At 66.7% G+C, this 24,443-nt stretch carries 23 protein-coding genes and 1 other RNA gene; 16 read left to right on the forward strand and 8 right to left on the reverse strand.

Translation table 11 applies throughout. The features are described from left to right. Window positions 1–13: 13 nt before the first annotated feature. Window positions 14–775, reverse strand: coding sequence for a sulfite exporter TauE/SafE family protein (locus OG992_RS28815; RefSeq protein ID WP_266304789.1), 762 nt, complete (start codon window positions 773–775; stop codon window positions 14–16). Window positions 776–894: 119 nt separating this feature from the next. On the opposite strand from OG992_RS28815, the gene OG992_RS28820 reads away from it, so the two are divergent. The 7 genes from OG992_RS28820 (at window position 895) to OG992_RS28850 (ending at window position 8,916) form a co-directional block, all read left to right on the forward strand. Continuing rightward, window positions 895–1,413, forward strand: coding sequence for a SigE family RNA polymerase sigma factor (locus tag OG992_RS28820; protein ID WP_238687251.1), 519 nt, complete (start codon window positions 895–897; stop codon window positions 1,411–1,413). After that, a complete protein-coding gene (locus OG992_RS28825; protein WP_238687252.1) occupies window positions 1,410–2,882 on the forward strand; it encodes a hypothetical protein in 1,473 nt (490 codons plus the stop codon). Before OG992_RS28820 ends, OG992_RS28825 begins: the two co-directional genes overlap by 4 nt. Window positions 2,883–2,950: 68 nt before the next feature. Continuing rightward, window positions 2,951–3,366, forward strand: an RNA gene (rnpB, locus tag OG992_RS28830) — RNase P RNA component class A. 641 nt (window positions 3,367–4,007) lie between these two features. Next, entirely contained in the window at window positions 4,008–5,123 is a 1,116-nt protein-coding gene (locus OG992_RS28835; RefSeq protein ID WP_266304790.1) for an ABC-three component system protein, read from the forward strand. Next, on the forward strand, window positions 5,120–5,602 hold the full coding sequence (locus OG992_RS28840; RefSeq protein ID WP_266304791.1) for an ABC-three component system middle component 2: 483 nt from the start codon (window positions 5,120–5,122) through the stop codon (window positions 5,600–5,602). The genes OG992_RS28835 and OG992_RS28840 overlap by 4 nt, the downstream gene beginning before the upstream one ends. Further along, window positions 5,595–7,457, forward strand: coding sequence for a hypothetical protein (locus OG992_RS28845; RefSeq protein WP_266304792.1), 1,863 nt, complete (start codon window positions 5,595–5,597; stop codon window positions 7,455–7,457). Before OG992_RS28840 ends, OG992_RS28845 begins: the two co-directional genes overlap by 8 nt. Window positions 7,458–8,085: 628 nt before the next feature. Next, window positions 8,086–8,916: a hypothetical protein gene (locus tag OG992_RS28850; RefSeq protein WP_266304793.1), complete on the forward strand. Its 831-nt coding sequence runs from the start codon at window positions 8,086–8,088 to the stop codon at window positions 8,914–8,916. A gap of 176 nt (window positions 8,917–9,092) precedes the next feature. Here OG992_RS28850 and OG992_RS28855 read toward each other — a convergent pair whose 3' ends face one another. Then, entirely contained in the window at window positions 9,093–9,284 is a 192-nt protein-coding gene (locus OG992_RS28855) for a DUF397 domain-containing protein (RefSeq protein ID WP_266304794.1), read from the reverse strand. Beyond that, window positions 9,271–10,077: a helix-turn-helix transcriptional regulator gene (locus tag OG992_RS28860; protein ID WP_151496849.1), complete on the reverse strand. Its 807-nt coding sequence runs from the start codon at window positions 10,075–10,077 to the stop codon at window positions 9,271–9,273. Before OG992_RS28860 ends, OG992_RS28855 begins: the two co-directional genes overlap by 14 nt. A gap of 264 nt (window positions 10,078–10,341) precedes the next feature. Here OG992_RS28860 and OG992_RS28865 point away from each other — a divergent pair, with 264 nt between their 5' ends. Beyond that, window positions 10,342–10,608: a hypothetical protein gene (locus tag OG992_RS28865; RefSeq protein WP_266305290.1), complete on the forward strand. Its 267-nt coding sequence runs from the start codon at window positions 10,342–10,344 to the stop codon at window positions 10,606–10,608. 26 nt (window positions 10,609–10,634) lie between these two features. Then, window positions 10,635–10,871, forward strand: coding sequence for a hypothetical protein (locus OG992_RS28870; protein ID WP_266304795.1), 237 nt, complete (start codon window positions 10,635–10,637; stop codon window positions 10,869–10,871). Between the two features lie 69 nt (window positions 10,872–10,940). Here OG992_RS28870 and OG992_RS28875 read toward each other — a convergent pair whose 3' ends face one another. Both OG992_RS28875 and OG992_RS28880 read right to left on the reverse strand, forming a co-directional pair. After that, on the reverse strand, window positions 10,941–13,736 hold the full coding sequence (locus OG992_RS28875; RefSeq protein WP_266304796.1) for a TIM-barrel domain-containing protein: 2,796 nt from the start codon (window positions 13,734–13,736) through the stop codon (window positions 10,941–10,943). Between the two features lie 191 nt (window positions 13,737–13,927). After that, a complete protein-coding gene (locus OG992_RS28880) occupies window positions 13,928–14,299 on the reverse strand; it encodes a hypothetical protein (protein ID WP_266304797.1) in 372 nt (123 codons plus the stop codon). Between the two features lie 148 nt (window positions 14,300–14,447). Between OG992_RS28880 and OG992_RS28885 the strand changes: the two genes are divergently transcribed. The 3 genes from OG992_RS28885 to OG992_RS28895 all read left to right on the forward strand — a co-directional run bounded on the left by OG992_RS28885 (window position 14,448) and on the right by OG992_RS28895 (window position 17,479). Next, window positions 14,448–14,789 (forward strand): YciI family protein, encoded by a 342-nt coding sequence (locus OG992_RS28885; protein WP_238687262.1) that lies wholly within the window; start codon window positions 14,448–14,450, stop codon window positions 14,787–14,789. Continuing rightward, a complete protein-coding gene (locus OG992_RS28890) occupies window positions 14,786–15,982 on the forward strand; it encodes an RNA polymerase sigma factor (RefSeq protein ID WP_238687263.1) in 1,197 nt (398 codons plus the stop codon). Before OG992_RS28885 ends, OG992_RS28890 begins: the two co-directional genes overlap by 4 nt. Before the next feature lie 78 nt (window positions 15,983–16,060). Next, window positions 16,061–17,479 (forward strand): hypothetical protein, encoded by a 1,419-nt coding sequence (locus OG992_RS28895; protein WP_266304798.1) that lies wholly within the window; start codon window positions 16,061–16,063, stop codon window positions 17,477–17,479. 52 nt (window positions 17,480–17,531) lie between these two features. Here the strand turns inward: OG992_RS28895 and OG992_RS28900 are convergent, their stop codons facing one another. After that, the gene (locus OG992_RS28900) at window positions 17,532–18,461 is read right to left on the reverse strand and encodes an expansin EXLX1 family cellulose-binding protein (protein WP_266304799.1); all 930 of its coding nucleotides are present in this window, start codon (window positions 18,459–18,461) and stop codon (window positions 17,532–17,534) included. Window positions 18,462–18,516: 55 nt separating this feature from the next. Beyond that, window positions 18,517–19,119 carry a TetR/AcrR family transcriptional regulator gene (locus tag OG992_RS28905; RefSeq protein WP_266304800.1) on the reverse strand — a complete coding sequence of 201 codons (603 nt, stop codon included), beginning with the start codon at window positions 19,117–19,119 and terminating at the stop codon, window positions 18,517–18,519. A gap of 119 nt (window positions 19,120–19,238) precedes the next feature. On the opposite strand from OG992_RS28905, the gene OG992_RS28910 reads away from it, so the two are divergent. The 4 genes from OG992_RS28910 to OG992_RS28925 all read left to right on the forward strand — a co-directional run bounded on the left by OG992_RS28910 (window position 19,239) and on the right by OG992_RS28925 (window position 23,566). Beyond that, entirely contained in the window at window positions 19,239–20,072 is an 834-nt protein-coding gene (locus OG992_RS28910; protein WP_266304801.1) for an SDR family oxidoreductase, read from the forward strand. Between the two features lie 345 nt (window positions 20,073–20,417). Further along, a complete protein-coding gene (locus OG992_RS28915; protein WP_266304802.1) occupies window positions 20,418–21,164 on the forward strand; it encodes a hypothetical protein in 747 nt (248 codons plus the stop codon). Between the two features lie 233 nt (window positions 21,165–21,397). Further along, window positions 21,398–22,624 carry an epoxide hydrolase family protein gene (locus tag OG992_RS28920; protein WP_266304803.1) on the forward strand — a complete coding sequence of 409 codons (1,227 nt, stop codon included), beginning with the start codon at window positions 21,398–21,400 and terminating at the stop codon, window positions 22,622–22,624. Beyond that, window positions 22,625–23,566 (forward strand): redoxin family protein, encoded by a 942-nt coding sequence (locus OG992_RS28925; protein ID WP_266304804.1) that lies wholly within the window; start codon window positions 22,625–22,627, stop codon window positions 23,564–23,566. On the opposite strand, the gene OG992_RS28930 is transcribed toward OG992_RS28925, so the two are convergent. After that, the gene (locus OG992_RS28930; protein ID WP_266304805.1) at window positions 23,553–24,437 is read right to left on the reverse strand and encodes a transglutaminase domain-containing protein; all 885 of its coding nucleotides are present in this window, start codon (window positions 24,435–24,437) and stop codon (window positions 23,553–23,555) included. The genes OG992_RS28925 and OG992_RS28930 overlap by 14 nt on opposite strands. Window positions 24,438–24,443 lie beyond the last annotated feature (6 nt).

Consider the following 24,443-nt stretch of genomic DNA (forward strand, 5'->3'; position numbering starts at 1 on the left):
GCGGCAGGTGGGGTCAGTTCAGGGCGCGCCAGAGCAGGTAGAGGCCGATCGTCGTACCGAACACCACGATCACCGTCTTGAGCACCACCGCCGGCAGCCGGCGGACGAGCCTGGCGCCCGCGTACCCCCCAATGAGGGTGGCGGGCGCGACCACCGCGACGGCCGCCCAGTTCAAGGGGCCGAACAGGGCGAACACCACGAGCGTCGTCAACCCCACCACCGCGGAGAGCAGGTTCTTGATCGCGCTCACCCGGGCCAGTGTCGCGTCCAGCACCAGGGCCAGCCCGGCCACCAGCATCACCCCGAGCGCCGCGCCGAAGTACCCGCCGTACACCGCGCCGAGCGCGACCATCGTCTGCACCGCGACAGTCCGCCGACGCGGCGACAGGTCCCGGGGGTGACCGACCAGGCGGCGCAGCGGGTCCTGGAAGGCCAGGACCGCTGTCGCGCCGAGGACCAGAAAGGGTACGACCAGCTCGAACGCGCGGGCCGGAGTGGCCAGCAGCAGCAACGCCCCGAGAATCGTGCCCACGATGGTGGTAGGCACGAGCGTGGCCAACGCGCGGGGGCGCGGCAGGTCCTGCCGGCTGCCCGCCACGCTGGCCAGGTACCCGGGGAAGACGGCGACGGAGTTGCTGACGTTCGCCGGCACCGGGGGCAACCCGATCGCGATCATCGCCGGAAAGGTGATCAACGAACCGCCACCGGCCACCGCGTTGACAGTGCCAGCGGCGAGACCGGCGGCGAGCAGCAGCGCGGCGTGGGAGAGATCCATGACGACCCGAGGCTAGTACGCCGCCCGTGCGCTCAACCTTTCGGGACGCCGTCGCGTCATTGCGGGTGACGGACGACGAGAGGAATGACACGTGCCTGGTCACGACGGGGGGTCGGCTGGTGGATGACGCGGACTTCCGCGAGTTCGTCGAGCTTCGCTATCCCGACCTGCTGCGCACCGCGTACCTGCTCACCGGCAGCAGGGACGCGGCGCAGGATCTCGTGCACGAGGCGCTGCTGAAGGTGATGCGGCACTGGCGTCGCGTCGACGAGCCGATGGCGTACGTCCGCCGGGCGATGGTCAACGAACGCAACAGCCGGTGGCGGCGGCTCGGACTGCGCGAACTGCTGATCTCGGTCATCCCGGACCGAGCGGCCGCGGATGCCACCGAGGCGGTCGTCGTCCGTGACGAACTGCTCGCCGCACTGGACCGGCTGCCGATCCGGATGCGCACCGTGCTTGTGCTGCGGTACTGGGAGGACCTGTCGGAGGCGACGGTGGCCGAGGCGATGGGCTGTTCGGTGGGGACGGTGAAGAGTCAGTCCGCGCGAGGGCTGGCCCGGCTGCGGAACGTGCTCAGCAGCCCGGGCCACCGCTCCGCAACGGTGTCGAACAAGCTGGTGGGGGAGCGGGCATGAGCGTCGACGAGCTGCGCGTACGGCTGGCGGCGATCGCCGAGACGGTGGTACCCGACGCCGACCCGTACACCCGATTGGTGCGGCAGGCCCGACGGCGCCGGTGGCACCGCGTCGTTGGCCGTGGCGGTGCGGTGGCCGCGCTCCTGGCGACGGCGCTGGTCGGCCCGACGGTGCTCGGCGTCGGCGGGCACTCCGACGGACCTCACGACCCGTCGCTCGTCCTGCACGGCTCCCCGGTCGACTCACCGTGGACCTGGCGACTGATCAACTCACCGACCCGGGGGAGCCTCGCGGACGACCGGGATTTCGCCGCCCAGGTGACCCGCCTCTTCGACCGTGAGCGGGACAGCCTCCATGTCTCTGCGGACCTGCCCGACGTGAAGCTGCTCTACGCGGACGACTCCGCCGGCTACCGGCGGGTGGTGCTCGCCTTCCATTCCGACACCCACGCGGCGCTGGTGACCCGGCAGGCCCCCGTCGGGGCGTCACCGCGCAGTCTGCTGGCCGCCGATGGCGAGGCCAATGACCGCATCAACCCGTTCACCGTGCTCACCGGCAGGTCGGGCCTGCCCGGCGACCAGGAGCAGTGGGTGCTAGGTCTCGGACCGACCGGTTGCGACGTGTCGTACAGCCGCTCCGCGTCGGTCTCCGGGGGCGAGGTGCGCCGAAACTGGGAGCCGTCCTCCGACGGCGACTGGCTGTTGCTCGACCAGCGGTCCACCCGAACCGGTGCGCAGCCCGGCTGGTGGCGGGTCCGATGCGACGGACAGGTACGCGAGCAGCGGCCGATCGCCCCCTTGCTCGCAGCGACCGGCGAGACTCCTGCCGACCCCGACCTGCCGCCGGACGCCCGACCGTCACCGGCCCCGACGATCGCGGATTGGCGGGTGCCCCGGGACGCCGGCCGGGCGTACCGGACGTTGACCCAGATCAGCGATCTCACTGCGCCCCAGCCGGTGATCAGGTGGGCCGGGCGGCTCGACCCCGACGACGAGACCGAATCGGTGCTCGTCGGCCGGCCGGGCGCCGGACCGCTGCTGTTGCAGATCGGAGTGGGCGAAAGACTCTCCCTGCCGCTGACGGCCGTCGACCGGGAGGAGGCCCACGATGACACGGAGACGCCGACGACCGGCGGACAGCAGGCCGAACTGGTCGCCACCGGAATTGCTTCTACCGACGACCTGGCGGCGGTGCGGGTGACCGCCCGCTCCGGGAGCCGCACCGTGCCGACCGACCGCCTGCTGGTCGTGCCGGTGGGAAAGGCCGCCCGGGTCGAGGCGGTCGCGGGCGGCCAGGTGCGTGCGGGCGCCCCGGTACGCGGCGGCGCCGCGCTGCTGACCCTGCCGGTCGGAAGCACCGTCACCCTGCGGGTGCTCGACGGCACCGGTGGCCTGCTCACCTCCACGCAATTAAGCGAACCTGCCGGCGGTGAGCGGATCTTCGGGGAGCTGCTGGTGTCGGACTGGTAACGGGGCACGCCGCAGCCGGGGCGGAAATGGAGGTAGGCCCGGGCTCGTTAGGATGAGAGCGCGACGGACGAGTCGACCGGGCGGCCGCGTCGGCGGGCTTCGGCCCGCCGCCGAGGAACGTCCGGACTCCACAGGGCAGGGTGGTTGTTAACGGCAACCCGGGGCGACCCGCGGGACAGTGCCACAGAAAACAGACCGCCGACCCCAACGGGGACGGTAAGGGTGAAACGGTGGGGTAAGAGCCCACCAGCACCCCGGGTGACCGGGGTGGCTCGGTAAACCCCACCCGGAGCAAGGCCAAGCAAGGGCCGTCACCGCAAGATGACGACCCGGCGCAGACGCTTGAGGGCTGCCCGCCCGATGTCTGCGGGTAGGCCGCTGGAGCCTGCCGGCAACGGCAGGCCGAGATGGATGGCCGCCGCCGGCGCAAACCCCTCGGGGTACGCGCCGCGCACAGAATCCGGCGTACAGGTCGACTCGTCCGTCGCCCACCAGCTCAGAGACTCGATCATGGCTCTGAGCTGGTTCTATGTTCGGGTGTCGATGGTGGTTCATGGTCAATATTGGGCGGCGTTTGGCACCCTGACGACGCCCTGGCGCACTGGAGGCGCCCTGACCGCCGGCTCAGTCGGGCTTGCCTCCGTCTGGGGCGCAATCCCGTGGTGAGGGCTTTCGGGGTCGCGTTTCGGGGTCTGAGTCGATGCCTGGCGGCTGAGGGGAGAGCCGGGCACGTCCTGGCGGTGGAGTTGGTGCCGTGACCCGGTGACCCGGTGGCAAGCCAGTCCTGGGGTTGGACTGGCGCGGCAGCCGGAAACCCCGACCATCCGACCAGAGCAGCCGCGCCGGCTTCCGTCACGGCTCGTTGGGGCTGGTTCCTGTCTTCGGTGGGGCGGCAAACAGAGGAATTCGGCAGGTGCGTCGCCGCACGTCATCACAGCCTGTCCCGCCAGGGGACATACACGACCCAACCATCCTGCTAAGCCGCGTGAATCCCCGGAAACGGCGTGGCGGTGGTCAACCGGCTCCACACGGGGCTGCGGCCCTAGCCTGGCGAAGCGAACGCCGGTTGCCTGTCGGGATGTAGTCACTTGATCTATCGCTCCGCGCACGTCTCCTCTACCCTGCGTGAAACAACAGGCAGAAGCTTCTGACCCGAAGGAGCACTCCTTGTCAGGTCCTTACCCGGCTGAGGCGGACCTGGCCTTGGTCCCTCCGGAACCCTTGGGTGTTGCCCTTGTAGTACCAGCTCAGCAAGGCCCACGGTTCAGTCCTGAAGCTCAGCTCTTCATCTACACGTCCGCGATGTGGGAGGAGTTTATCCATGAATGGGCGAGAACCCTTCCATATCGCAAAGTGCGTCGATTCGGTGGAGCAAATGACCACGGCGTGGACATTGCAGGGTTCGAATCGGCAGCTGGTTTTGGTGGAGAATGGGACTGCTTTCAATGTAAGCATTACGCTAATGCGTTGATGCCGACTGATGCTTGGCCGGAGATATACAAGATTCTGCGGTATGCGGAAGCTGGCTACTACTCTTTACCGAGGACGTACTATTTCATGGCACCTCGGGGGCTGGGTCCATCGCTTGAGCAAATGATTCTGAGGCCCGGCGAACTGAAGGATGCGTTCTTGAATGTCCTCGGCGAAGGGAAAGTCGGAACACCTAATGAAAGAGCCAAGGTTGCCGCCTACGCGCAGACGGTAGACTTTTCCATTTTCCAATCAGCCACACCTATCGAACTACTCCAGCAACATCAAAAGTCTCCACAACATATAGTTAGATTCGCCGTTCCACTCCCGTTCGCGCCGCCCCCTGAGCTGCCACCATCCGCGCCGGCCGCTGACGAAACAAATTACTTGGAACAACTTTTCGATGTCTATGCCGAGAAGTTCGGCACCAGTGCCAGAACCATTGAGGCCCTAGTCGAGCATGCAAAAGCGCATGCCCACCTGCGCAGCCAGCGTGAATATTTCTATTGCGCCGAAACATTTCGTATTTTCTATCGCGACAAAGTGCCTTCGAGGACGTTCGAAAACCTGCAAGATCAATTACATGAAGGTGTGAAGGAAATTCATGACGACGATCACAGCACCGGCTACGATCGCCTTCAAAAAGTGCTTAGCGCTTCTCAGCAGATAAACCTAACGACGAATGCCTTAATCACGGTGTGGCAAGCTCGCGACAAGAAGGGGATTTGTCATCAGCTAGCCAATGAGGATCGGCTGAGGTGGTGCCAGTGAACATTACGCCGCCCCTCAACAGTCCACTCGAAGTTGGTCTGCGCGTGGTCTTCCTGCTGTCTAGCGCCTTCCCGCTATCTTTTGATCTCGACGCGCTTGCACAACTCGACCATGCTCTTCTTCATACCGGGCAGAATGATGGACCGGCAAGCATTCACCCGGAGCTTCCTGGCTCGATTGGAGAACTGGCTATTAAGCGAGATCTCGTGAAGTCAGGTATAGATGCAATGATGCGCGCCGGACTTGTAGTAGCGAAACCAACGAACGCGGGCTTCGCCTTCCAGGCGTCAGAGAACGCGCCGCCCTTCGTCTCTGTTCTGAGTTCGAGGTATGCGGAGAGCCTACGTGCGAGAGCTGACTGGGTGATTGACCAGCTACCACGACAAGACGAGGCGTCTAAGGAGCCTCAATTGAGAGCTCTGGTTAATCACTGGATTTCTGGAGCGCGACGGCAAGCAATGGAGGCGGGGGATGACTAGCATAAGGATCAACAAGCTCGCCGCAATCGGCCCAGATCTAGAATCCGCTGAACTTGACCTGGGCCGAGGTCTTACCGTCGTCTACGGTGCCTCGAATACGGGCAAGACCTATGTCTTCGACCTTATAAACTACCTGCTAGGCGCATCCAACCTCAAGCATATAGACGAATCGGCAGGCTACGACACGGGCCTGTTGTCCTTGCTGACACCAAGGAGTCCGGAGGGTTTGGTTCTAGAAAGATCCATAGAGCAGAGCAAGAGTGCAGCGAAATTTCGTGTTTACGAAGGGCTTCAGCGTAGTGGACGTCCACGTGTGCTGTCGCCACGTCATCAAAAAACTGGCAACGATATCTCGACCCTGTTCCTTGCCGAGATGGGAATCGGCGAGAGTTGGGTTCGGTCAAACGATCGAAACGAGACTGTCTCACTGACTCTCCGCCTACTATCACGCCTCTTTTTAGTGAGTGAGACTGACATTGTCTCTGAGGCGCCACCGGCATTAAGTGGTCAGTTTATCTCAAAGACCACTGAGCGGTCAGTGCTCAAGTTCGTACTGCAAGGGAACGATGACTCTGACCTTCCCCGAACGACGAAGGCTGCGACAGCCGAGCGCCAGCGGAACCAAGGACGACTAGCCGCTATGGAGCAGATTGTTGGTGAGTTGCGGCAAGCTTTAGGTGATTGGGAGAGCAGTTCCGACGCACAGGCCCGACTGGTAAGGCTAGAGCAGTCAATCGAGGGTATCTCTAACTCTCTCGACGGCCACCTAGAGGAGCAGGCTCGGCTAAAAGATGAGATCCGCCAGCTGCAGCGCCAGTACGAGGAACAGCGGCATCGGGTCACGGAAATTGCAGACCTCCTTAGCAACTTTCGGCTCTTGCTGCAGAAATACGACTCTGACCTCGAGCGATTGGGAATGCTTGAGGAGGCTGGCACGCTTTTAGGCTACTTTGATGTCGGCGACTGCGTTTTTTGCGGCTCAACTCCTGAGAATCAATCCACTGCTGCCCATCGTGCCGAAGATAGAACACTGTTTGCCGACGCGGTGCGCGCTGAACAAAGTAAGACGCTGGGCTTGCGAGTAGACCTTGCCTTAGCGATCCAGGACTTGGGAGCAGAGCGGGAGAGCGGACTTAGAGCTCTTGCCGTTCTGGAAGCTCAAGTCGAGGGTGTGCGTGACGCCGCAAGAGCCCTAGACGATCGCCTGTCCCCCCAACGAGGTGAGCTGAGGGAGCTTGTTGCAGCGAAGGGTGATCTTGAGCGAAGAATAGCGGCTCATGAGCAAATTGAGCACATAGAGACTTTGAAGGTGAGTCTAGGAAGCGTAGACGAGCCGGCGTCAGTTCCGGCAACAGCTCTCGGCGGGGGCGTAGCCCAAGAATTTGGAGAGCTGCTCTTCGGAATCCTCGAAGATTGGCGGGTTCCAGAACTGCGGCACGTGTCTTTCGACGCGGAATCATGTGATATCAGTATGAATGGCATACCCCGCTCGTCACACGGCAAGGGCATGCGCGCTATTCTTCATGCGGCATTTACCGTTGGTCTAGCTCAATGGTGCATCGTGCGCAATCTTCCGCACCCCGGCTTCGTAGTTCTGGACTCGCCCCTTGTTACTTACAAGGAGCCAGAAAGCGCGGAGGACGAAAGAATTATGGGTAACGATGTGGCTACTCATTTCTTCCGATATATGGCCTCCAGGTTCCTCGGGCAAGCTGTCATACTGGAGAATGTGGCACCGCCGTCTGAGATTAGCGAAGAGGCAACAGTTTATGAGTTCACCAAGAGTCGGCACGGCAGGTACGGCTTCTTTCCCGTTGTTCCGGTGCGGGAGCTCGCAAGTTCGGGGGCAGTTTAACCTCGCGGGCGTTGGGCGGAGATCAAAAACCGCATGTCCTACCGAAAAGCCGCGCGAAACTGGCAACCACCGACGATTTGCGCCCTTTCCCGGCGCAGGCACTCCTGCTTAGAGCGTTCCCTCCGACGCACCCTTAGTCAGACTGTTGGCCGTCGCTACCTATGTAGTTGAAGCGGCTGCCGGGCGCCGTCTCAACCGGGCAAATTCCGATCATGGTCGAAAGTCGGCCCAGCTGCGCCCAAGGCGCCGCGCCGGCTACTGGGCGTGGAGCGTGGGAGATGGGCTGCGTCATGGTCCCGCGGCCGAAGGTCCTATCGGACTTACGTTCCCGCTCGAGGTGGTCGGTAGATCCTCACGACTTTGGCGACAGCTCCGCTTCGCCGGTGACGTCTTGCCGTTCGATCACACCCGATCCTGCTTCGATGCCGATTGCCTCGCCCGAGACCGTAGACGCCTGGATGCGGCCTGGGACGGACTGAAGACGGCCTTGGTGGAGGCTCAGGGGACCTCGAACTTCCCCGGTGTCCGTCTCGTCCTGAGGGCCGTCCGCCGGCTTGGCGAGCCTTCTGCGCGGTGCCACCGGTTGTTGATCGGCGTTGACTTGGGGCGGCTGCGTACGCTCAGCTCCGTGTGGTGGCGCAAGGTTTTCCTCACCGTCTGGTTGATGGTGGCGGTGGCGTGTCTTCTGGTTGCCTGGTGGCTGGACGACTGGTTTCCGTCTTTTAGTACAGACCGTCCGGTGGCCGCGAATGTAGCAGCCGGGCTGCTTGTCGTTCCGGTGGAGTTCTTCGCTGCTTATGTCGTAATCGAGGCTGCGGTGCGCCGCAACCGAGAGCGCCGGTGGGCGGCGGTCGCGCAGGAGTTGACGGGGGCAATCGGCCAAAAGTGGGACAACCTGAGGGAGTTGCTACTCGGCCTATTTTGGGTCGAGCAAGCGGAGTTGGTGGTCGGGCGGATTGTTGCGGCCGAGCGGGTGTGGCAGAAGTTGGAACATCAGGAACGGGCACTGGCCGAGCGGTTCGAGGCGGGATTGCCGGTGGAGTGGGATCTACCCAACGACCTCGACGAGGTTCTCGGCGGTATCGCCGAGGTGTGGTTTGTCATGTGGGCGGCCGGGTCGCCTCAGGATCGCCAGGCGTGGCAGCGTCGGCTCATCGCTGTGCTGCTTCCTCGGCTGGGAGTGGACGACCCGCAGGTGACTGCTTCGGCCCGGCGGCTGGTCGACACACTTAGTGACTTTGACGACCTACTTACTAGCTTGTCGGACCGCAACGCGTTCATATCCGAGGAGCCGTGGCCCTGGGAGATGGCCGAAGGTGAGGTAACACCTTTGGTGGTGGGCCTCGCCCAGGGACAGTTGGCGGATCTCGCCGCGTTGCGGCAGGTGGTTGAGCTCGCGGGAGAGTCGGTGCGCCGAGGCGATCACCTGATGTGTCTACTGCACGAGCGAGGCCGATGACATTAGCGGTGGACCTTTGAGCCTAGGCGGAGATGTTGAAGCCACCGCATGACCTACCATCCCAATGCTGGGGCAGCTGCCCGCAAATTGATCAACCGGCGCACCTCCTACAACAAGAGCTGGCATCTCGCCGTGCTCGCGGCCGGTATCACGCCGACCCTAGTCACCGGGATACGTTAAGGCCGCCCGGAAACTTGGGCGACGAACGCGGCCCAGGTGGCGGGGGCGAATGCAAGGGTCGGTCCGGCGGCGTCCTTCGAGTCGCGCACGGCGACAACACCGGGCAGGTTGCTTGCCACCTCGACGCAGTTCCCGCCGCTCGCGCCGCTGCGGGTGGACTTGCGCCACCGGGCGTTACTGAGGTCCATGATGGCTCTCAACTTCCTTCAGCAGGTCGATGGACTGCCGGCGCGGTAGAGCCTCGTTCCGGACGCTCTCCCACCTTGCCTGAAGCGTAGCTACATCATCGTCCTTGTCGATGACGTCCCCGCCAAGCTGGTTTTCGAGGTGTCCAACCCACACGCCCTCGCTGGACCGAGCCAGCGCGAACGGTCCGGACAGCCCGATGTGCAGGCCGCTGCCGATCGGGATGACGTGGACGTGAACGTGCGGAAGCTCGGCCATCGCGACCAGGTGAGCCACCTGCTGGGCCATGATGCCGCCCAGACCATCACCGGTACGCCGGATTGCGGCTTCGTCCAGCACGGCGACGAACTGCGGCCGACGCTCGCCGGTCAGGATCGCCTGCCGGCTCATGCGCCCCTGCACGCGCTGCTCAACCTCGTCATCGGTGAGGCTTTCGACTGTCCGCAGGACGGTGCGGGCGTAGTGCTCCACCTGGAGCAGGCCGGGGATCAGGTTGGGCTCGAAGTAGCGAAGCTGTGTCGCTTCGCGCTCAGCGTCCAGCCAGGGCAGGAACCACGACGGTGCTCCGAACTTCGTCGCCAGGCGTTCGAAGAGCCCGCCGTTGTTGAGCCCTCGATCGGCACCCTTGATGAAGTCGATCGTCAGCGCTCGCGTGCCGCTCTCCACGGCGCTGACGTGTGAGGCGCTGAAGCCCGCAGCGCGGCCGAACGACTCTTGCGTCATGCCGGAAGCCCCGCGGGCGCGGCGGATCTCGCCAACGATGAACGCCGATAACGGCCCTGGTACGTCAGCCATACAACGCCCCTCAACTCAAAGATCGACTACCCGAGGTGCCACACGTTGGGAGGCTGTCAGGCCAGGTCAGCCCGGACATCGGCAGCACCTTCCGAGCGTAATGGTTTCCACAGCAGAGTGTCACCAGGCGGCGCGGCTGGCAGGCCCACGAGATCCGACGGTCGTGTTCGTAGCGGGGCCGCTCCCGGCGGGCGAGCACTCACGGGAGCGGCCCCTTCCCAACGGCACCAAGGGGAGACCGTGCCCGACGACAAACCCGGGAAGATGAAGGCCGGCGACGTGATCCTCTTGACCGCCGCGGCGAGCGTGCAGTTCCTGCGCCCGATCTTCGTACGCGTCATCCGCGAGTTGCCCGAGCGGCACACGTACGACGGATGGGTCTGGATTGAGGGTTACCAGCTGAACGCGGCGGGCGACGCTGTGGCGCGGCGCGAGTTGTACGTGATGCGCGCGGGCGTGCGGTTGCAGGACCTGCCCGTCAAACAGCCCAGGCCCGCCAAACGCCGCCGGAATCCGGTGCGGGTCGGGTGACCGCGCGCCCTCGCCCCCACCTGCCGATGCGTCCAGCGTGGCTGTGCCGCAACTGCGCCGCGCCCTGGCCGTGCAGCCCGGCGCAGCTCGCCCTCGTGACCGAGTTCTACGGTCACTCGATCGCGCTGGCGTTCTACCTGGCCGCGTCGATGCAGGAGGCAACCGACGACATGTACGGCCTGGGTCTGCGTCCGGACCTGCCGGCGATGCACGCCAGGTTCCTCGGCTGGTTGTCCCTGGCCCGCCGACCTCGCCGACACTAAATCCAGCCCAACCAAACGAACCGGCCGGGCGGGGTTGCCCCCACCCGGCCGTCCGGATCTCTAGAAACGTCAGTGCTTCTTGAACACTGGCATGGTGTCCAGCGTGGTGGTGATGTTCTGCGTGGTGCCGCCCCGGTACGTCTTCCCGGTGAAGATGTCGGTCCAGCTGTTGCCCGGCGGGAACCACACCGACGTGGTGGCGGTGGTGCCGGGCGTCGTCACGGGTGCCACCAGGTAGTCCGGGCCGTAGAGGTACTGGGAACCGGCGGTGGCGTAGGCGGCCTGCTCATTCGGGTACGCCAGGTACATCGAGCGGACGATTGGCGTACCGGTGCGGGTGGCCTCCTTGGCGGCGGCGTAGGTGTACGGAAGCAGCTTCTTCCGCAGGTTAAGGAACTTCTTGGCCGACGCGTTCGCCTCCGGGCCGTACTGCCAGGGCAGCCGGTCGCTGTGGTTGGAGTGCAGCCTGTCGATCGGCTGGAACGTGCCGAACTGCACCCACCGGGCGTAGAGGTCGTCGGGCAGCTTGGTGCTGCCCGGTTCGCTGCCCGGCTCCTGGAGGCCGCCGGTGTGCCCGCCGATGTCGTGGCTGACCGCGGCCAGCCCGGTCGCTGCCGACTCGCCCGGCGTGTAGCCGACCTCCATCTGCAGGGTGGACCAGTCGGAGGTGGTGTCGCCGGTGAAGTGCAGCGTGGTGCGCTTGTCGGCCCACGGTCCGGTCGACACCGGGGTCGGGCTGCTGTAGCCGCCGGCCTGCAACGAGCCGTACGCCCGGGAGAACGCGAAGCCGGTCTTGTCGGCGTACTGCTGGTTGATCCACGCGTCGGCGGTCACCCCGGCGAGGGAGGACTTCGTGTTGTCGCAGCACCAGTCCAGCCACCACAGGTCCGGGCCCTTGGTGCCCTTCGGGATCATCCCGTCGTGCAGCTGCATGTAGGCCTTGAGCTGGTCCGGGTCGCCGAAGTCGAACGCGTAGCAGTCGGGGCCGCCGTTGCAGCCGACGCGTTGGAGCTTGCCCTTCGCGGTGGCCTGCGCCTGCGCGAACTTCGGGTCCGAGCCGAGGATGCTCGGGTGGATGTTGATGCCGGTGTGCAGGCCCTGCTTCTTGGCCCAGTCGAAGAACGCCTTCGGGTCGGGGATGCGGGTGGGGTCGATGCTCCAGCCGTTCCACTTGTCCGGCGCCTTGACGTCGGTGTCGAGGACGAGCACGTCAAGCGGGACACCCTCGGCCTTGGCCCGGGTCACCAGGTTCTGGAACTCGGTGGCGGTGCGGTCGTAGTACTCGGAGTACCACACCCCGTACGCCCACTTGGGCAGCAGTTTCGTGGGCCCGGTCAGGGTCGACAGGTCCTTCAGAGCCTTAGTGAAGTCCTGCCCGTACGCGAAGACGTAGCCGTCCTGCTCGGCGGCGGGCCGGGGCTTGGTGGTGCTCAGCGCCGAGGCCGAGTCGTCGAGCAGGTACCAGCCGTCCTGGTAGAGCAGGCCCGGAGCGGTGAGGGCGGGACCGGTCACGCCGTCCAGGCCCCGGCGGTAGCCGCCGAGCGGCGCGTGCGGGGCGAGCAGCGGGGAGGCCTTGCTCGTGATGGCGACCGTGTCCACGTTGACGTTGCAGCTGGCGTCAGTGGGGCACCCCAGCGTCACGGTGTTGGTGCCCTTGTTGAGGTGGACCGGGACGGAAACGGTGTTCCAGTAGTCCCATCCGCTGGTCGGCGGAAGGGTCGCCATGACCGGCGCCGCGGTTCCCGCGGTGACCGACATGGTGCGCGTCTGGCTCGGCTGGGCGCCGGCCTGACCGTTGGCATAGCGGATCTGCACCTGGTAGTCACCGGCGGACGGAACATCAGTCACTGTGAGCGTGTCGGCGGACGTGGTGCTTTCCAGGCCGGCCAGGAATCCCGTACCGGAAGCGCCGTTGTGGTCGTTCGCGGGCCTCGCGCCGCCGGTCAGCGCGCCGGTCTCGGCCTCTGCCAGCGAGCCGAACCGCAGGGGCTGTGGCTCGGGCGGGGTCGGCGCCGGGAACGAATCACCCGGGTTGACCACCGCGAGGCTGTCGACGTTCACGTTGCCGGAGTCGTTGGAACCCCGTACGACGCTGATCTCGTGCCGGCCCGCGGTGAGGTCGACCGGCACGGTGGCCAGGCCCCAGGTGTCCCAGTTCGCGGTGGGCGGCAGCGTCAGCGTGTGGCCGGCGTCGCCGTCGACCTGGACAGTCAGGGTGCGGTCCACGTTCTGGCCGTCGCCGCCGGTGCTGTTGGCATAGCGGACGGCGAGCTGCTTCGTGCCGCCCTCGGGAGCGTCCAGCGCGAACGTGATCGAGTCGCCGGACGAGGCGAAGCCGGCCGCGAAGCCGCGTCCGGTGAATCCCTGGTGGTCGGTGGCCACGCCGGGGCCGTTCAACTGCAGCGATTCGGCCTCGCAGAGCGCGCCGAACGCGCAGGTCGGGGCGGTGTGGCCGGCCCAGGGTTGGCCCTGCACGACCTGCTTGCCGGTCTTGAGCTGCACGGTGAGGTTGTCGGCGGTGAACGCGCCCGAGCCGACCCGGTAACGCAGCGTCATCGCGCCGGTGTCGATGGTGAGCCAGCCGTTGTCGACGTGCTTCGTGAAACGCGTGCGGGGGAAATCGTCGCGCCCGATGGCGTTGAACGTGGCGGCGTCGGTGAACCTGCCGTCCTTCTGGTACTCGGTGCGGATCAGGGTCGGGGACAGCACTTCGAAGCGTGCGCCACCCGACCGTACGGCTCCGTCTTGCGCCCGGTGGCGGCTCGCCTGGGCCGGCGCGGACGGAGCGAGCGCCAGCCCCGTGATGAGAATGCCGACGGCGGCGGCTGCTGTCGCGCTGCGGCGGGGTGAGTTCCGATAGAGCAAGATGCGCTCCTCGTCTCAAATGGAGGAAATGAGTCGATGACAACGCTGTCACTCGCTCGAAACGCATGTCAACGGGCCTCGGAGGGTGTCCCTTCTCTCTTTCGTCACAGTCCGTACTCGTCCGACAGGCGTCGCTCCGCACGGTGACGAAGGCGGGTCGCCGGGCCGCGGGCTACCCCACGACCACCGGCTCAGACGTACGGGTTCCAAGGCTCGGGCTGTTCGGCGTCCCAGCCCAGCCTGTCGAGTGCACGCAGGACCGCGCCCGCGCGGGGAGTCCAGAAGAGCAGGATCTGGTCGCGTCCCTCGACGTCGAAAGAGACGGCGGTCGCCGACAGCGGGAACCGTCGGTAGAACGGATGGTGCGCCAGCGCCGCCACGTTGAACTGCTCCAGGGTGTCCGATCCGGAACGCGACGTGAAGGTCAGCGTCCTGTCGTCGGCGTGCAGCGTCACTGTCGGCCAGGCCATCCGTCGGACGGCCCTGAGGGGGTTGCCTCGGGTGACGTCGAGGCGGTCAACGTAGGTGAGCCCGCCGCGCGCATCGAAGGTCTCCGAAATCATCGTCGGATGGTACGAGGGGCGTCGCTGACCGTTGTTGACACGTACCCGGAAACAGGTTCGGCTGGTTGTCGGATTGGGACCCTCGCTGGTCGTCTGGTTGGTGGAGGCGCATACCCGCCTCGTCCCGTTGACCGCCGTTGGAGGAACGATGAAGTACGTGCTGATGTTCGTCGACACGCCGCAGTTCGCCGCCGACCTGGCCGCCATGGATGAGCCCGAGCGGAACCGGGCCTACGCCCGCGTGCAGCAGTGGTTCGCCGACCACCATGACAAGATCACTCATCATGCCTACCTGATGCCGCCGGACACCGCCACCACTCTGCGGCTGGACCGGGGCGAGCCGCTGGTTTCCGATGGTCCGTTCGTGGAAGGTAAGGAGATCGTCAGCGGCTACGCCGAGATCGAGGTGGCCAACCTTGACGAGGCATTGCGGGTCGCCAAGTCCTGGCCAGCCTGTCCGGTGGTGGAGATTCGCCCCATCGCCGGATGAGCCAACCGACGTACGCTGAGCTGGCCCGCGTGGTCCGCGATCACGCGGGCCAGCTCGCCGCGTCCCTGGTGCATCTGGTCGGTGACTTCAGCGCCGCCGAGGACCTCGTTCAGGACGCCATCGAGGCTGCGCTGACCCACTGGCCGGTCGAAGGGATTCCTGACCGGCCAGCTGCGTGGATGTACACCGTGGCCCGTCGCCGCGGTCTGGATCAGCTCCGCCGCGAGCAGCGCCACCGCCGGAAGATGGCGTTGGTGGCGTGGCCGGTCGAGCCGCCAGCGGACGACCGGCTTCGGCTGATCTTCACCTGCTGCCATCCGGCTCTGCCCCGGGCCGCCCAGGTCGCCCTCACCTTGCGGGTGGTCTGCGGTCTGACCACCGCGCAGATCGCCCGAGCGTTCCTCGTCCCGGAGAGCACCGTCGGGCAGCGCATCACCCGAGCCAAACGGAAAATCAGCGACGCGGCCATCCCGTACCGGATCCCGTCGGCCGACGATCTCGGCTCGCGGCTCACCGAGGTCCTTGCAGTCATCTACCTGCTCTTCAACGAGGGCTACCTGTCCACGGGCGGTGACCAGGCCCAAGCTCGCGACCTGACCGACGACGCCGAGTTCCTCGCCGCTCTGCTGCATCAGCTCATGCCCACCGAACCGGAGGTCGCCGGTTTGCTAGCGCTTATCCGGCTGCACCGAGCCCGAACCAGCGCCCGCTTCGACCGGCACGATGAGATCATCCAGCTCCAGCACCAAGACCGATCTCTCTGGAACCTGCGCGCCATCGCCGCCGCCGGCCGGCTGATCGCCCAAGCAGCTACGCAGAAAAGGCCAGGCCCGTACCAGCTGCAAGCCGCCATCGTCGCCTGCCACGCCGAGGCCACCAGCTGGGAGGAGACCGACTGGACCCAGATCACAGTGCTCTACGACCTGCTGCTGCGCCTGGCACCGTCACCGGTCACCCGGCTCCACCGGGCAATCGCGCTGCGCTACGTCAGCGGAGCATCAGTCGCGCTCGCCGAAGTCGATGCCCTGGCCAGGGAACTGGACGACTACCACCTGTTCCACGCCACCCGAGCCGAGCTGCTCCGCGACCTAGGCGCCACCGCCCGGGCCCGGACGGCCGACGAACGCGCCCTCGCCCTCGCCACCAACCCTGCCGAACGGTCCCTCCTGCGCCACCGCCTCAACTGGGCCTGAACTGGTATGCCGTCGCCCCGTGCCGGTTCACATCGTTTGTCGCGACGCCGGCTTGACCTCGTGCTGGACGATGAGCTGGTGAAGGTACGGCGACCGTACTTCGACCGTCTCGTCCCCCTGGTGTTCGGGATGCTGCTGCTCGCCGGAGCTGTCGGTATCGCGTACGGATTAATGGACATCGCCTGGGTCGGCCTGTTCCTGAGCGCGGCGGCTGTGGCGCTCGGCCTGGCGACAGGTGGCCGGCTGGTGCGCGACGCGGTGGTGCCGTTTCGCGTCGATGTCGACTCGCACGGCTTGTCGGTGCGGATTCCGAAGCTCAACCGCCATCTGCTGTGGGACGAGGTTGCCGCGGTCGTGCTCGCCGACGCGCCCGCGACCGCCGACGCGCCCGGGACCGCCGACGCGCCCGCGACCGCCGTCCGACGCATGCTGCGGGGTCCACGTCTGCTCCTGGTGCCTGCGGCCGGGGTGAGCCTGGGCGTCCCGCTGACCGAGAAGAGCCCGGTGGACGGCCAAGCGGCCGTCGAACTGTTCGAACTCGGTGAGGTGGCCTACAAGGAGGACCAGTTCACGCGGGACCTGGCGCTGCTGGCGGGTGAGCGCTTCCACCCCCTGTTCCGGCCACCGATCCCGCCGACCAGCGGTGTTCCCCTGCGGCACTTTCCGGACCAGACCGACCGTGCCCGGCTCAAGCGGTGGCTGGACCGGCGCAGGGCCCTGCTGTTCGTCGGCTGGTACCTGCTCGTCCTCGTCCCGTTGCTGTCGCTCACCATCGTGGCGACACAGCACAACGAGCTGCTCGGCGGCATCGTGTTGGTCGTGTCCCTGGTGGTGGTCGGCATCGTCACCACTGTCGTTCGGCACTTCACCGAGAGTTGCCGGGACCTGCTCGACGACGAAGCGAGGATCGACGGCACCGACCTCGTCATCGGTGCTGGTCCGGAGTCGCCCCGGATCAGCCTGGTGTCCGGGATCGTCACGGTGCGGCAACCGGGGCAGCTCAAGGGCTTCGGCGAAGCGTGGGTGCTGGCCCGCTCGGCAGACGAGGAACCTCCCGTTCCCGTGCTGCTCCTCGCTGATCCGCGTACCGGACTGCTTCGCGATCGGGACGACCTGCGTGCCGTGGAGGCGGTCCTGCGTGACTCCGCCGACGAACGGGACCGCGCCGCAGGTCGGCAACTCGACGAACTGGCGTCGCAGGCACCGACATCCGTCGCCTCGCCCGCCAGGCCATCAGAGGGAGCCCAGCCGGCCCGCGTGCACACGACAGCCCTGTGGCAGGCGTCGAAGGGGGTGGGACGCGCTGTCGTGCTGCTCGGCGTCGTGGTCACAGTGATGATCGCGGGCGGCTGGGTGGTCGAGGAAACGACAGTCGTGGGGCCCGCCCTGATCGTCAGCGCCATCGGCATGTTCGTCGTGTGGATCGTCTACGCGGTGTACCGCGTAGTGGTGCTGCTCAGGGCGCTACTGATGCTTGTCGCGCGCGTGTTCCGCTGAGGCGGGTTTCCCGTCGCGCGGCAAGGCTGGCGATCGTGCCGCCACGGCTCGATCAGCAGCGGGGGCGGTCGAGTGGAGCGGCGGCACCCGCGAGCGCCTCGACTGTCGCCGTCGGCGCGACCGACTCCGTCGGCGTCGGTGCGGGCGCGACGGTGGGGCTCGGCGGGGCCGAGGGCGAGTTGCTGGGCGTGGGGGATGCGCTGGCGAGGGTGGCAGTGCTGCGTTGCACCTGCTTGGTGACCATGCGGATGCCGGTGGCGGTCGCCTGGCGTCCGTACACGTCGGTGACCTTGATGCTGTACGGCCCGGGGCCGATCCCGCCCTCGATGGTCCAGTGGTTGTCGCTCTGCCGGGCGGCCTTGCGGAAGCCGCCGCCCGGTCCCTTCGCCTCGACCGAGCGGAGCGGGTTGCCGTGATTGCCGACCTGCACCGCGAACCAGTACTTCGAGGCGCCGCCCTTCATCCGGAAGGTGAGGCCTCCGTCGAGCGGCGGGTTCACCACCGCCCGGTACGTCACGCGTGCGATGCCCTGCGACCGGTCCGCGATCCTGGTGAACGCCTCGGTGGACAGGTCGATCTTGCTGGGTCCGCAGCCGCCGCACTGGTCCATCACCATGACCCGGACCTTGCCCTTCGGGCCGCTCACCTCCAGGTAGCTGCCGCAGGCCGCCGATCCGGAGTACTGGGATGGCCCGAGGGCCACGTAGAGGCGGTCCGCCGGCGGACCCGGGAAGGAACAGTTGCCACCCGAGCGGCCCGCGTCGTAGAAGCTGGCGGTTCCCTTGTGGATGGCGTTGCCCGACGGCGGCGCGGCACAGGCCGGGGTGGCGCCACCACGGACGGCGAGGGTGATGCCCAGGACGGCGGCCAGGGCGGTGACCCCGGCACCGGCCAACCAGTGTCTGACCCGCCGACTCGACCGAGGCGTGCCGTCGTCGGCCGCCGGGATGTCGTTGTCGGGAGCCGTGCCTGGTGCCGTCACGGCGCCTGATGTTGCCGCACCGTGCTGTGGCAGCGCAAAGCCGTCCCACCGATCGTCACTCGCCGGATCGGCGGGGGCGCAGTCCGTTGAGGGCGGTGGCGACGACGAGATCGGCGTACTCGGCGGTGAGCGGCCCGCTGCGGTGCAACCAGCGGTTGAGCACCGGCCCCCAGATCATGTCCACCGCCACGCCGAGGTCGACGTCGTCGGCGATCTGACCGGCCTGCTGGGCGCTGCGCAGGCGCTGTCGTTTCGCCTCCTTCAACGGCCCGTCCAACCGTTCGGCGTACGCCGCGGCCAGCTCGGGGTCGAGTGCGATCTCGGTGGCCAGCGCGCGCATCGGTTGCTCGTACCGGGGGTCGTTCATCTCCTCGACCGTCGCGCGCAGCACCACTGTCAGGTCCGCCGCCAGGTCGCCGGTGTCCGGCAGCGCCGGCGGCCCATCCTCGGTGGCCTCGCTGAGCATGAGGAAGGCGTCGAAGATGACAGCGCCCTTCGACGGCCACCAGCGGTAGATGGTCTGTTTGCCGACGCCGGCCCGCGCGGCGATGCCCTCGATGCTGAGCTTCGCGTACCCCGTTTCCTGGAGCAGGTCGAAGGCCGCGGTGAGGATGGCGCGTCGGGAGGTCTCTCTCCGGCGGGCCGTGTTGGGCGTCATGGGCAGAACGATACCAGCGGACGAGACGAACCGTCTCGTCTTGACGGCGGCGACGTCACGGGCCTAGTCTCGGTCCATCGCGAGACGGACCGTCTCGTCTTGAAACGCTGGGAGAACACATGCGTACCTGGTTCATCACCGGTGCCAGCCGCGGCCTGGGCCGCGCCTTCGCCGACGCCGCACTCGACCGGGGTGACCGGGTGGTCGCCGCCGCCCGGACCATCGCCACTACCGACTTCGACGAGAAGTACGCCGACCGGCTGCTGGCCCTGACCCTCGACGTGACCGACCGCGCGGCGGTCATCGCCGCCGTGAACACCGCCGTCGCGCACTTCGGCCGGCTCGACATCGTCGTCAACAACGCCGGAACCCTGTCCATGGGCATGATCGAAGAGTTCACCGAGGCCGAGGCGCGCGCCCAGTTCGAGGTCAACCTCTTCGGCGCGCTCTGGGTCAGTCAGGCAGTGCTGCCGCACCTGCGCGCCCAACGGTCCGGCCACATCGTGCAGGTCTCCAGCATCGCCGCGCTCGGCGGCTTCCCCAGCACCGGCCTCTACAGCGCGAGCAAGTTCGCCCTGGAGGGCATGAGCGAGGCCCTGGCGATGGAGGCGGCGGCCTTCGACATCAGGCTCAGCATCGTGCAGCCGGGCGGATACTGGACCGACCTCTACACCAACCTGCGCGCCACCACCCCGATGGACGCCTACGCGCCACTGCGTGCCGAGCTGGAGCGCCAGTGGGCGGAAGGCTCGATCGACAGCGAACCGCGGCTCGCCGCCGAGGCGCTCCTGCAACTGGTCGACAGCGACGAGCCGCCGCTGCGGCTCCTGCTCGGCAGCATGGTTTACGACCTGGCGTTCGACATCGCCCGCCGACGGATGGACACCTGGGCGGGCTGGGAGCAGGTCAGCCGCGCCGCCGAACACGCCGTCGCGGCCCCCGAACGCTCATAACTGGCCCGTCCGGGATGGGCCACGAGCGGGACTCGTCCGCGTTCATTCGCCCCAGTCCCGATGATGATCGGCTGCGCCGACAGTCCGGCAGTGCTCCATGGCAGCCTGTCTTCCCGGGCGATCGCCCTTGGTGTAGCGGGAAACGCGTCCGGGAAAGACGACGACGTGATCATCGCCGGCCTCGAAATCCGCGTGCCAACCCTGATCGCTTATTAGGAAAGTTCAGACATTCCGCTACTCAGCCGACGTTGAGCCAGGCAGGTCGTGTCAGCCGACTCGGACGACGTGTAGCGACGGCAGCACCGATTCATGGCCGAGGGGTGAGCTACCTGCTTTGATTGCCGCATGTCACTGGAACCGTCTGACTCCACCGTTGCGCCTTGGTACGGATCAGGCACCTTCTGGGCCATCGCGGCCGTCGTGGTGGCGGTAGTGGCCATCGCCGTAGGGGCGTGGGCAGCTTTCCGCTCGGCCAACCCCCGCCGCGTCCTCTACATCACCATGCCGTCGGCAGTGTCTCTGCTCCGGTCAGAGCCCGAGATCAGCGAGGGAATTGAGGTGCTCCACAAGGGAAGGCCGCTGAGCCAGCCCTACCTGGTCACGGTAGAGGTGCTCAGCCGGAGCAGCCGCGACATCCCGCGGCCCGCCTTCGGGGCTCAGCCGCTCAACTTGGATGTCGGAGCACCGGTGATCGAACTGCTGGATTCATGGTCCCACTCTGGGAGATCGGCCGTTCCCGTGCCAGCGTTGACCGTGACGTCAACGGGCCTCCACGTCGGGCCGGCACTCCTCACCCGTCGGCACCACCTTGGCTACATACTGCTTGTCGACGGCCCACCGCAGCTCCAGGTGATGGCGGAGATGGCGGACATCGATATTCGCGGGAGGGCCGACCCTGACCGCGAGGGCGGGTGGGTGAAGCCTACCTTTGCAATAATCATGATCTCGCTAGGTGCGGCTGTCTTTGATCAATTGGGGGCAGTGATGACGTTGCCCCTTCTCCTCATCGCCCTAAGCGTCTATTTCTCTCTCACCCCCGAGTCCTTGCTGAGTCGTCTGCGGCGGCGAGTGACCAAACCCGACCGCCGCTAGCATCGGGCACGAAGCGCACGGCTGAAGGAGAACCGCCGTGATGGTCGGTGTGTCGACCAATGTCCGGATCGCCGCCGAGTAAGTGGCAAACTTCGCCAACCATCGCGGTCAGCCAACAGTAGGCTCCGAGATATGGCGGCGGCGTGCCCATCGTTGGCACATAAGTCCGGGCAGAGCCTTTCACCCATGATTTCTCCTCGCGAGGCGCACACCTAGACGGAGAGGAAACACGCATGGCTGTCAAAACCAAGACTCGTCCCGGCACCACGGAGATTCGGCCGTTCTCGGTCGACATTCCTCAGGCCGACCTTGATGACCTCAAGAGGCGCATCAAGGCCGCCCGCTGGCCGGACAAGGAAACGGTGGACGACCAGTCGCAGGGCGTGCCACTCGCGACCATTCAGGCCGTCGCCCGCTATTGGGAGAAAGAGTACGACTGGCGCAAGGTCGAGGCACGGCTGAATGCCGTACCGCAGTTCATGACCACCATCGACGGGGTGGACATCCACTTCATCCACGTGCGCTCGAAGCACGAGGACGCGCTGCCGCTCATCGTCACCCACGGATGGCCGGGCTCGGTGATCGAGCAGATGAAGATCATCGAGCCGCTCACCGACCCGACGGCGCACGGCGGGAGCGCGTCGGACGCCTTCCACCTGGTGATCCCGTCGCTGCCCGGCCACGGCTTCTCCGGCAAACCGACCGAGTCGGGGTGGAACCCGCAGAAGATCGCGACCGCCTGGACGGAGCTGATGAAGCGGCTCGGCTACAACCGGTTCGTCGCGCAGGGCGGAGACTGGGGTGCGGTCATCGTCGACCAGATGGGCATCCAGGCGCCTCCGGAACTGCTCGGCATCCACACCAACATGCCCGGTGCGATCCCACCGGAGATCGACCTGCTGTTCCAGGGCGACACCACCGGCGCGAACAACGCCATGGGCTCGCTGCCATCCGGGCTTTCCGACGACGAAATGCGTGCCGCCGAGGAAGCCAACTACGTCTGGAAGCACGTCGCCTACGCCCTCATGATGGCGACACGTCCGCAGACGCTGACCGGGCTGGCGGATTCTCCGGTCGGTCTGGCGTCCTTCCTGCTCGACCACGACGCGAAGAGTCTGGCCCTGATCGCGCAGGTGTTCGACGGGGCCCAAGCGGGCCTCACCCGCGACGACATCCTGGACAACATCTCGCTCTACTGGTTGACGAACACCGCGGTCTCCGCGTCCCGTCTGTACGCGGAGAACAAGCTGTCGTTCTTCGCCGCCAAGGGCGTTAACGTCCCGGTCGCCGTGAGCGTCTTCCCCGACGAGCTGTACGAGGCGCCGCAGAGCTGGGCCGAGCAGGCGTACTCCAACCTCATCTACTACAACAAGCTCGACGTGGGCGGGCACTTCGCGGCCTGGGAACAGCCGAAGATCTTCTCCGAGGAGCTTCGCACCGCCTTCCGGTCACTGCGCTAGATGGCCGTGCACGTGCCCCCGCTCAACGGGGCGGCCGAGTGGCTCAACGCCGAGCCACTCGGCCCCGCCGACCTGGGTGGGCGCGTCGTCCTGGTCAATTTCTGGACGCTGACCTGCATCAACTGGCTGCGCCAGGAGCCGTACGTGCGTGCCTGGTCGCAGGCCTACCGCGATGACGGGCTGGTCGTCATCGGTGTGCACACCCCGGAGTTCGCGTTCGAGCACGACGTCGACTGGGTGCGGCGGGCGGTGGCGGCCCGGTCGATCGACTACCCGGTGGCGGTCGACAACGACTACGCGATCTGGAGTGCGTTCGACAACCACTACTGGCCGGCGCTCTACTTCGTCGACACCGACGGCGTCATCCGTGACGAGCACTTCGGCGAGGGACGCTACGAGCAGTCCGAGCGGGTGCTCCAGCAACTGCTCGGCATCGAGCGGGAACCCGTACCCGTCAAGGGGCTCGGCCCGGAGGCGGAGGCCGACTGGGCCAACCTGCGCACGCCCGAGACGTACCTCGGTTTCGGTCGCGGCGAACACTTCGCGTCGCCCAACGACCCCGCGCTCGACGAACGCCGCGCCTACCAGGTGCCGCAGAGCCTCGGCCTCAACCAGTGGGCGTTGGCGGGGGAGTGGACGATCAGGTCGGAGAACGTCGTGCTGGACCGGGCCGGTGGCGGCATCGCCTTCCGGTTCCACGCCCGCGACGCGCATCTCGTGCTGGCCCCCGGGGCGGGAGCGTCGATCCCGTTCCGCGTGCTGCTCGACGGTGACGCCCCCGGCCCGGCACACGGCGTCGACATCGACGAGGCCGGCAACGGCGTGCTCCAGGACGGCCGGCTCTACCAGCTCGTCCGCCAGGACGGCGCGGTCCGGGAGCGAACCCTGGAGATCACGTTCGACCAGCCCGGCGCCGAGGCGTACGCCTTCACCTTCGGCTGACGCGCAGATCGACAGTGCGCACCGTGCCGGAGACCGGTGAGAAGCTGCGTACCTGAGCGCCGGGACGCAAACGGCTGTCGGTCGCGTACCGGTCGGCGAGGGCCTTCTCCGCGGCCTCGTCGCCGTCGTCGGCTTCGAGCAGCAGGGCGGCGATCTCGTCGGCGAGCGTGAGGTCGGCGTTGGCGAGGTCGTCGGTCATCGCGCCGAAGCTGTCCCACAGCAGCAACTCGTCCTTCTGCCGATGGGCCAGCTCGTGCAGGACGTAGGTGTAGATGAACCAGGCGCCGTGGACGGGCACGTCGGGGGCCACGCCGTAGACGTTCGGATCGATCGTCCCGGCCCGGTACGCCGACCACACCCGCGCTGCCGAGTCGAAGAGCCCCGCCGTCGGGTCGATGTCGTAGCCGTCGAACCGCCGGTCGTCGGCCGGGTCGAGCTCCGGGTCGGCCCAGACCCAGCGTTCGCCGTTCCAGTACTCCAGCAGCACGTGATCGTGGTGCCAGCCGGGGGTGAAGTAGGAGGCGAAGCCGATCCGGCTGCGGCTGGGAATGCCGTGCTGGCGGAGGATCGCGACCGATAGCAGTGTGTGGTCCCGGCAGCAGCCGGCCACCCGGTCCACGGCCGGGCGCGCAACGCTCAGCGGCAGGGGAAAGCGGGACTGGTCGGTGTCGAGGATGCGGTCCACCCAGCGGCGGTTCACCTCGTCCAGCCGGTCGACGGGCAGCTCGACGCCGCCGGCCCGGTAGTGGACGATCACGTTGCGGGCGGTCGCCGCCACTGTGGGGACGTCGGACGCCACGGCGTCGAGGAGCCCGCCGTGCCGACCGGGGTCGCTGTAGGGGGAGTGTCCACGGTAGAAATCGAGGTCCATGGGGGC

It is taken from the genome of Micromonospora sp. NBC_00362 (genome assembly GCF_026342155.1).
GTDB lineage: Bacteria > Actinomycetota > Actinomycetes > Mycobacteriales > Micromonosporaceae > Micromonospora > Micromonospora hortensis.

Excerpts from the sequence above, each read along its gene's own strand:
- OG992_RS28925 (WP_266304804.1), top strand. The coding sequence starts at position 22,625 with ATGGCCGTGCACGTGCCCCCGCTCAACGGGGCGGCCGAGTGGCTCAAC.
- OG992_RS28930 (WP_266304805.1), bottom strand. The coding sequence starts at position 24,437 with ATGGACCTCGATTTCTACCGTGGACACTCCCCCTACAGCGACCCCGGT.
- OG992_RS28855 (WP_266304794.1), bottom strand. The coding sequence starts at position 9,284 with ATGGACCTCAGTAACGCCCGGTGGCGCAAGTCCACCCGCAGCGGCGCG.
- OG992_RS28870 (WP_266304795.1), top strand. The coding sequence starts at position 10,635 with ATGCGTCCAGCGTGGCTGTGCCGCAACTGCGCCGCGCCCTGGCCGTGC.
- OG992_RS28890 (WP_238687263.1), top strand. The coding sequence starts at position 14,786 with ATGAGCCAACCGACGTACGCTGAGCTGGCCCGCGTGGTCCGCGATCAC.
- OG992_RS28845 (WP_266304792.1), top strand. The coding sequence starts at position 5,595 with ATGACTAGCATAAGGATCAACAAGCTCGCCGCAATCGGCCCAGATCTA.
- OG992_RS28915 (WP_266304802.1), top strand. The coding sequence starts at position 20,418 with ATGTCACTGGAACCGTCTGACTCCACCGTTGCGCCTTGGTACGGATCA.
- OG992_RS28885 (WP_238687262.1), top strand. The coding sequence starts at position 14,448 with ATGAAGTACGTGCTGATGTTCGTCGACACGCCGCAGTTCGCCGCCGAC.
- OG992_RS28880 (WP_266304797.1), bottom strand. The coding sequence starts at position 14,299 with ATGATTTCGGAGACCTTCGATGCGCGCGGCGGGCTCACCTACGTTGAC.
- OG992_RS28815 (WP_266304789.1), bottom strand. The coding sequence starts at position 775 with ATGGATCTCTCCCACGCCGCGCTGCTGCTCGCCGCCGGTCTCGCCGCT.
- OG992_RS28910 (WP_266304801.1), top strand. The coding sequence starts at position 19,239 with ATGCGTACCTGGTTCATCACCGGTGCCAGCCGCGGCCTGGGCCGCGCC.
- OG992_RS28865 (WP_266305290.1), top strand. The coding sequence starts at position 10,342 with ATGAAGGCCGGCGACGTGATCCTCTTGACCGCCGCGGCGAGCGTGCAG.
- OG992_RS28860 (WP_151496849.1), bottom strand. The coding sequence starts at position 10,077 with ATGGCTGACGTACCAGGGCCGTTATCGGCGTTCATCGTTGGCGAGATC.
- OG992_RS28825 (WP_238687252.1), top strand. The coding sequence starts at position 1,410 with ATGAGCGTCGACGAGCTGCGCGTACGGCTGGCGGCGATCGCCGAGACG.
- OG992_RS28920 (WP_266304803.1), top strand. The coding sequence starts at position 21,398 with ATGGCTGTCAAAACCAAGACTCGTCCCGGCACCACGGAGATTCGGCCG.
- OG992_RS28905 (WP_266304800.1), bottom strand. The coding sequence starts at position 19,119 with ATGACGCCCAACACGGCCCGCCGGAGAGAGACCTCCCGACGCGCCATC.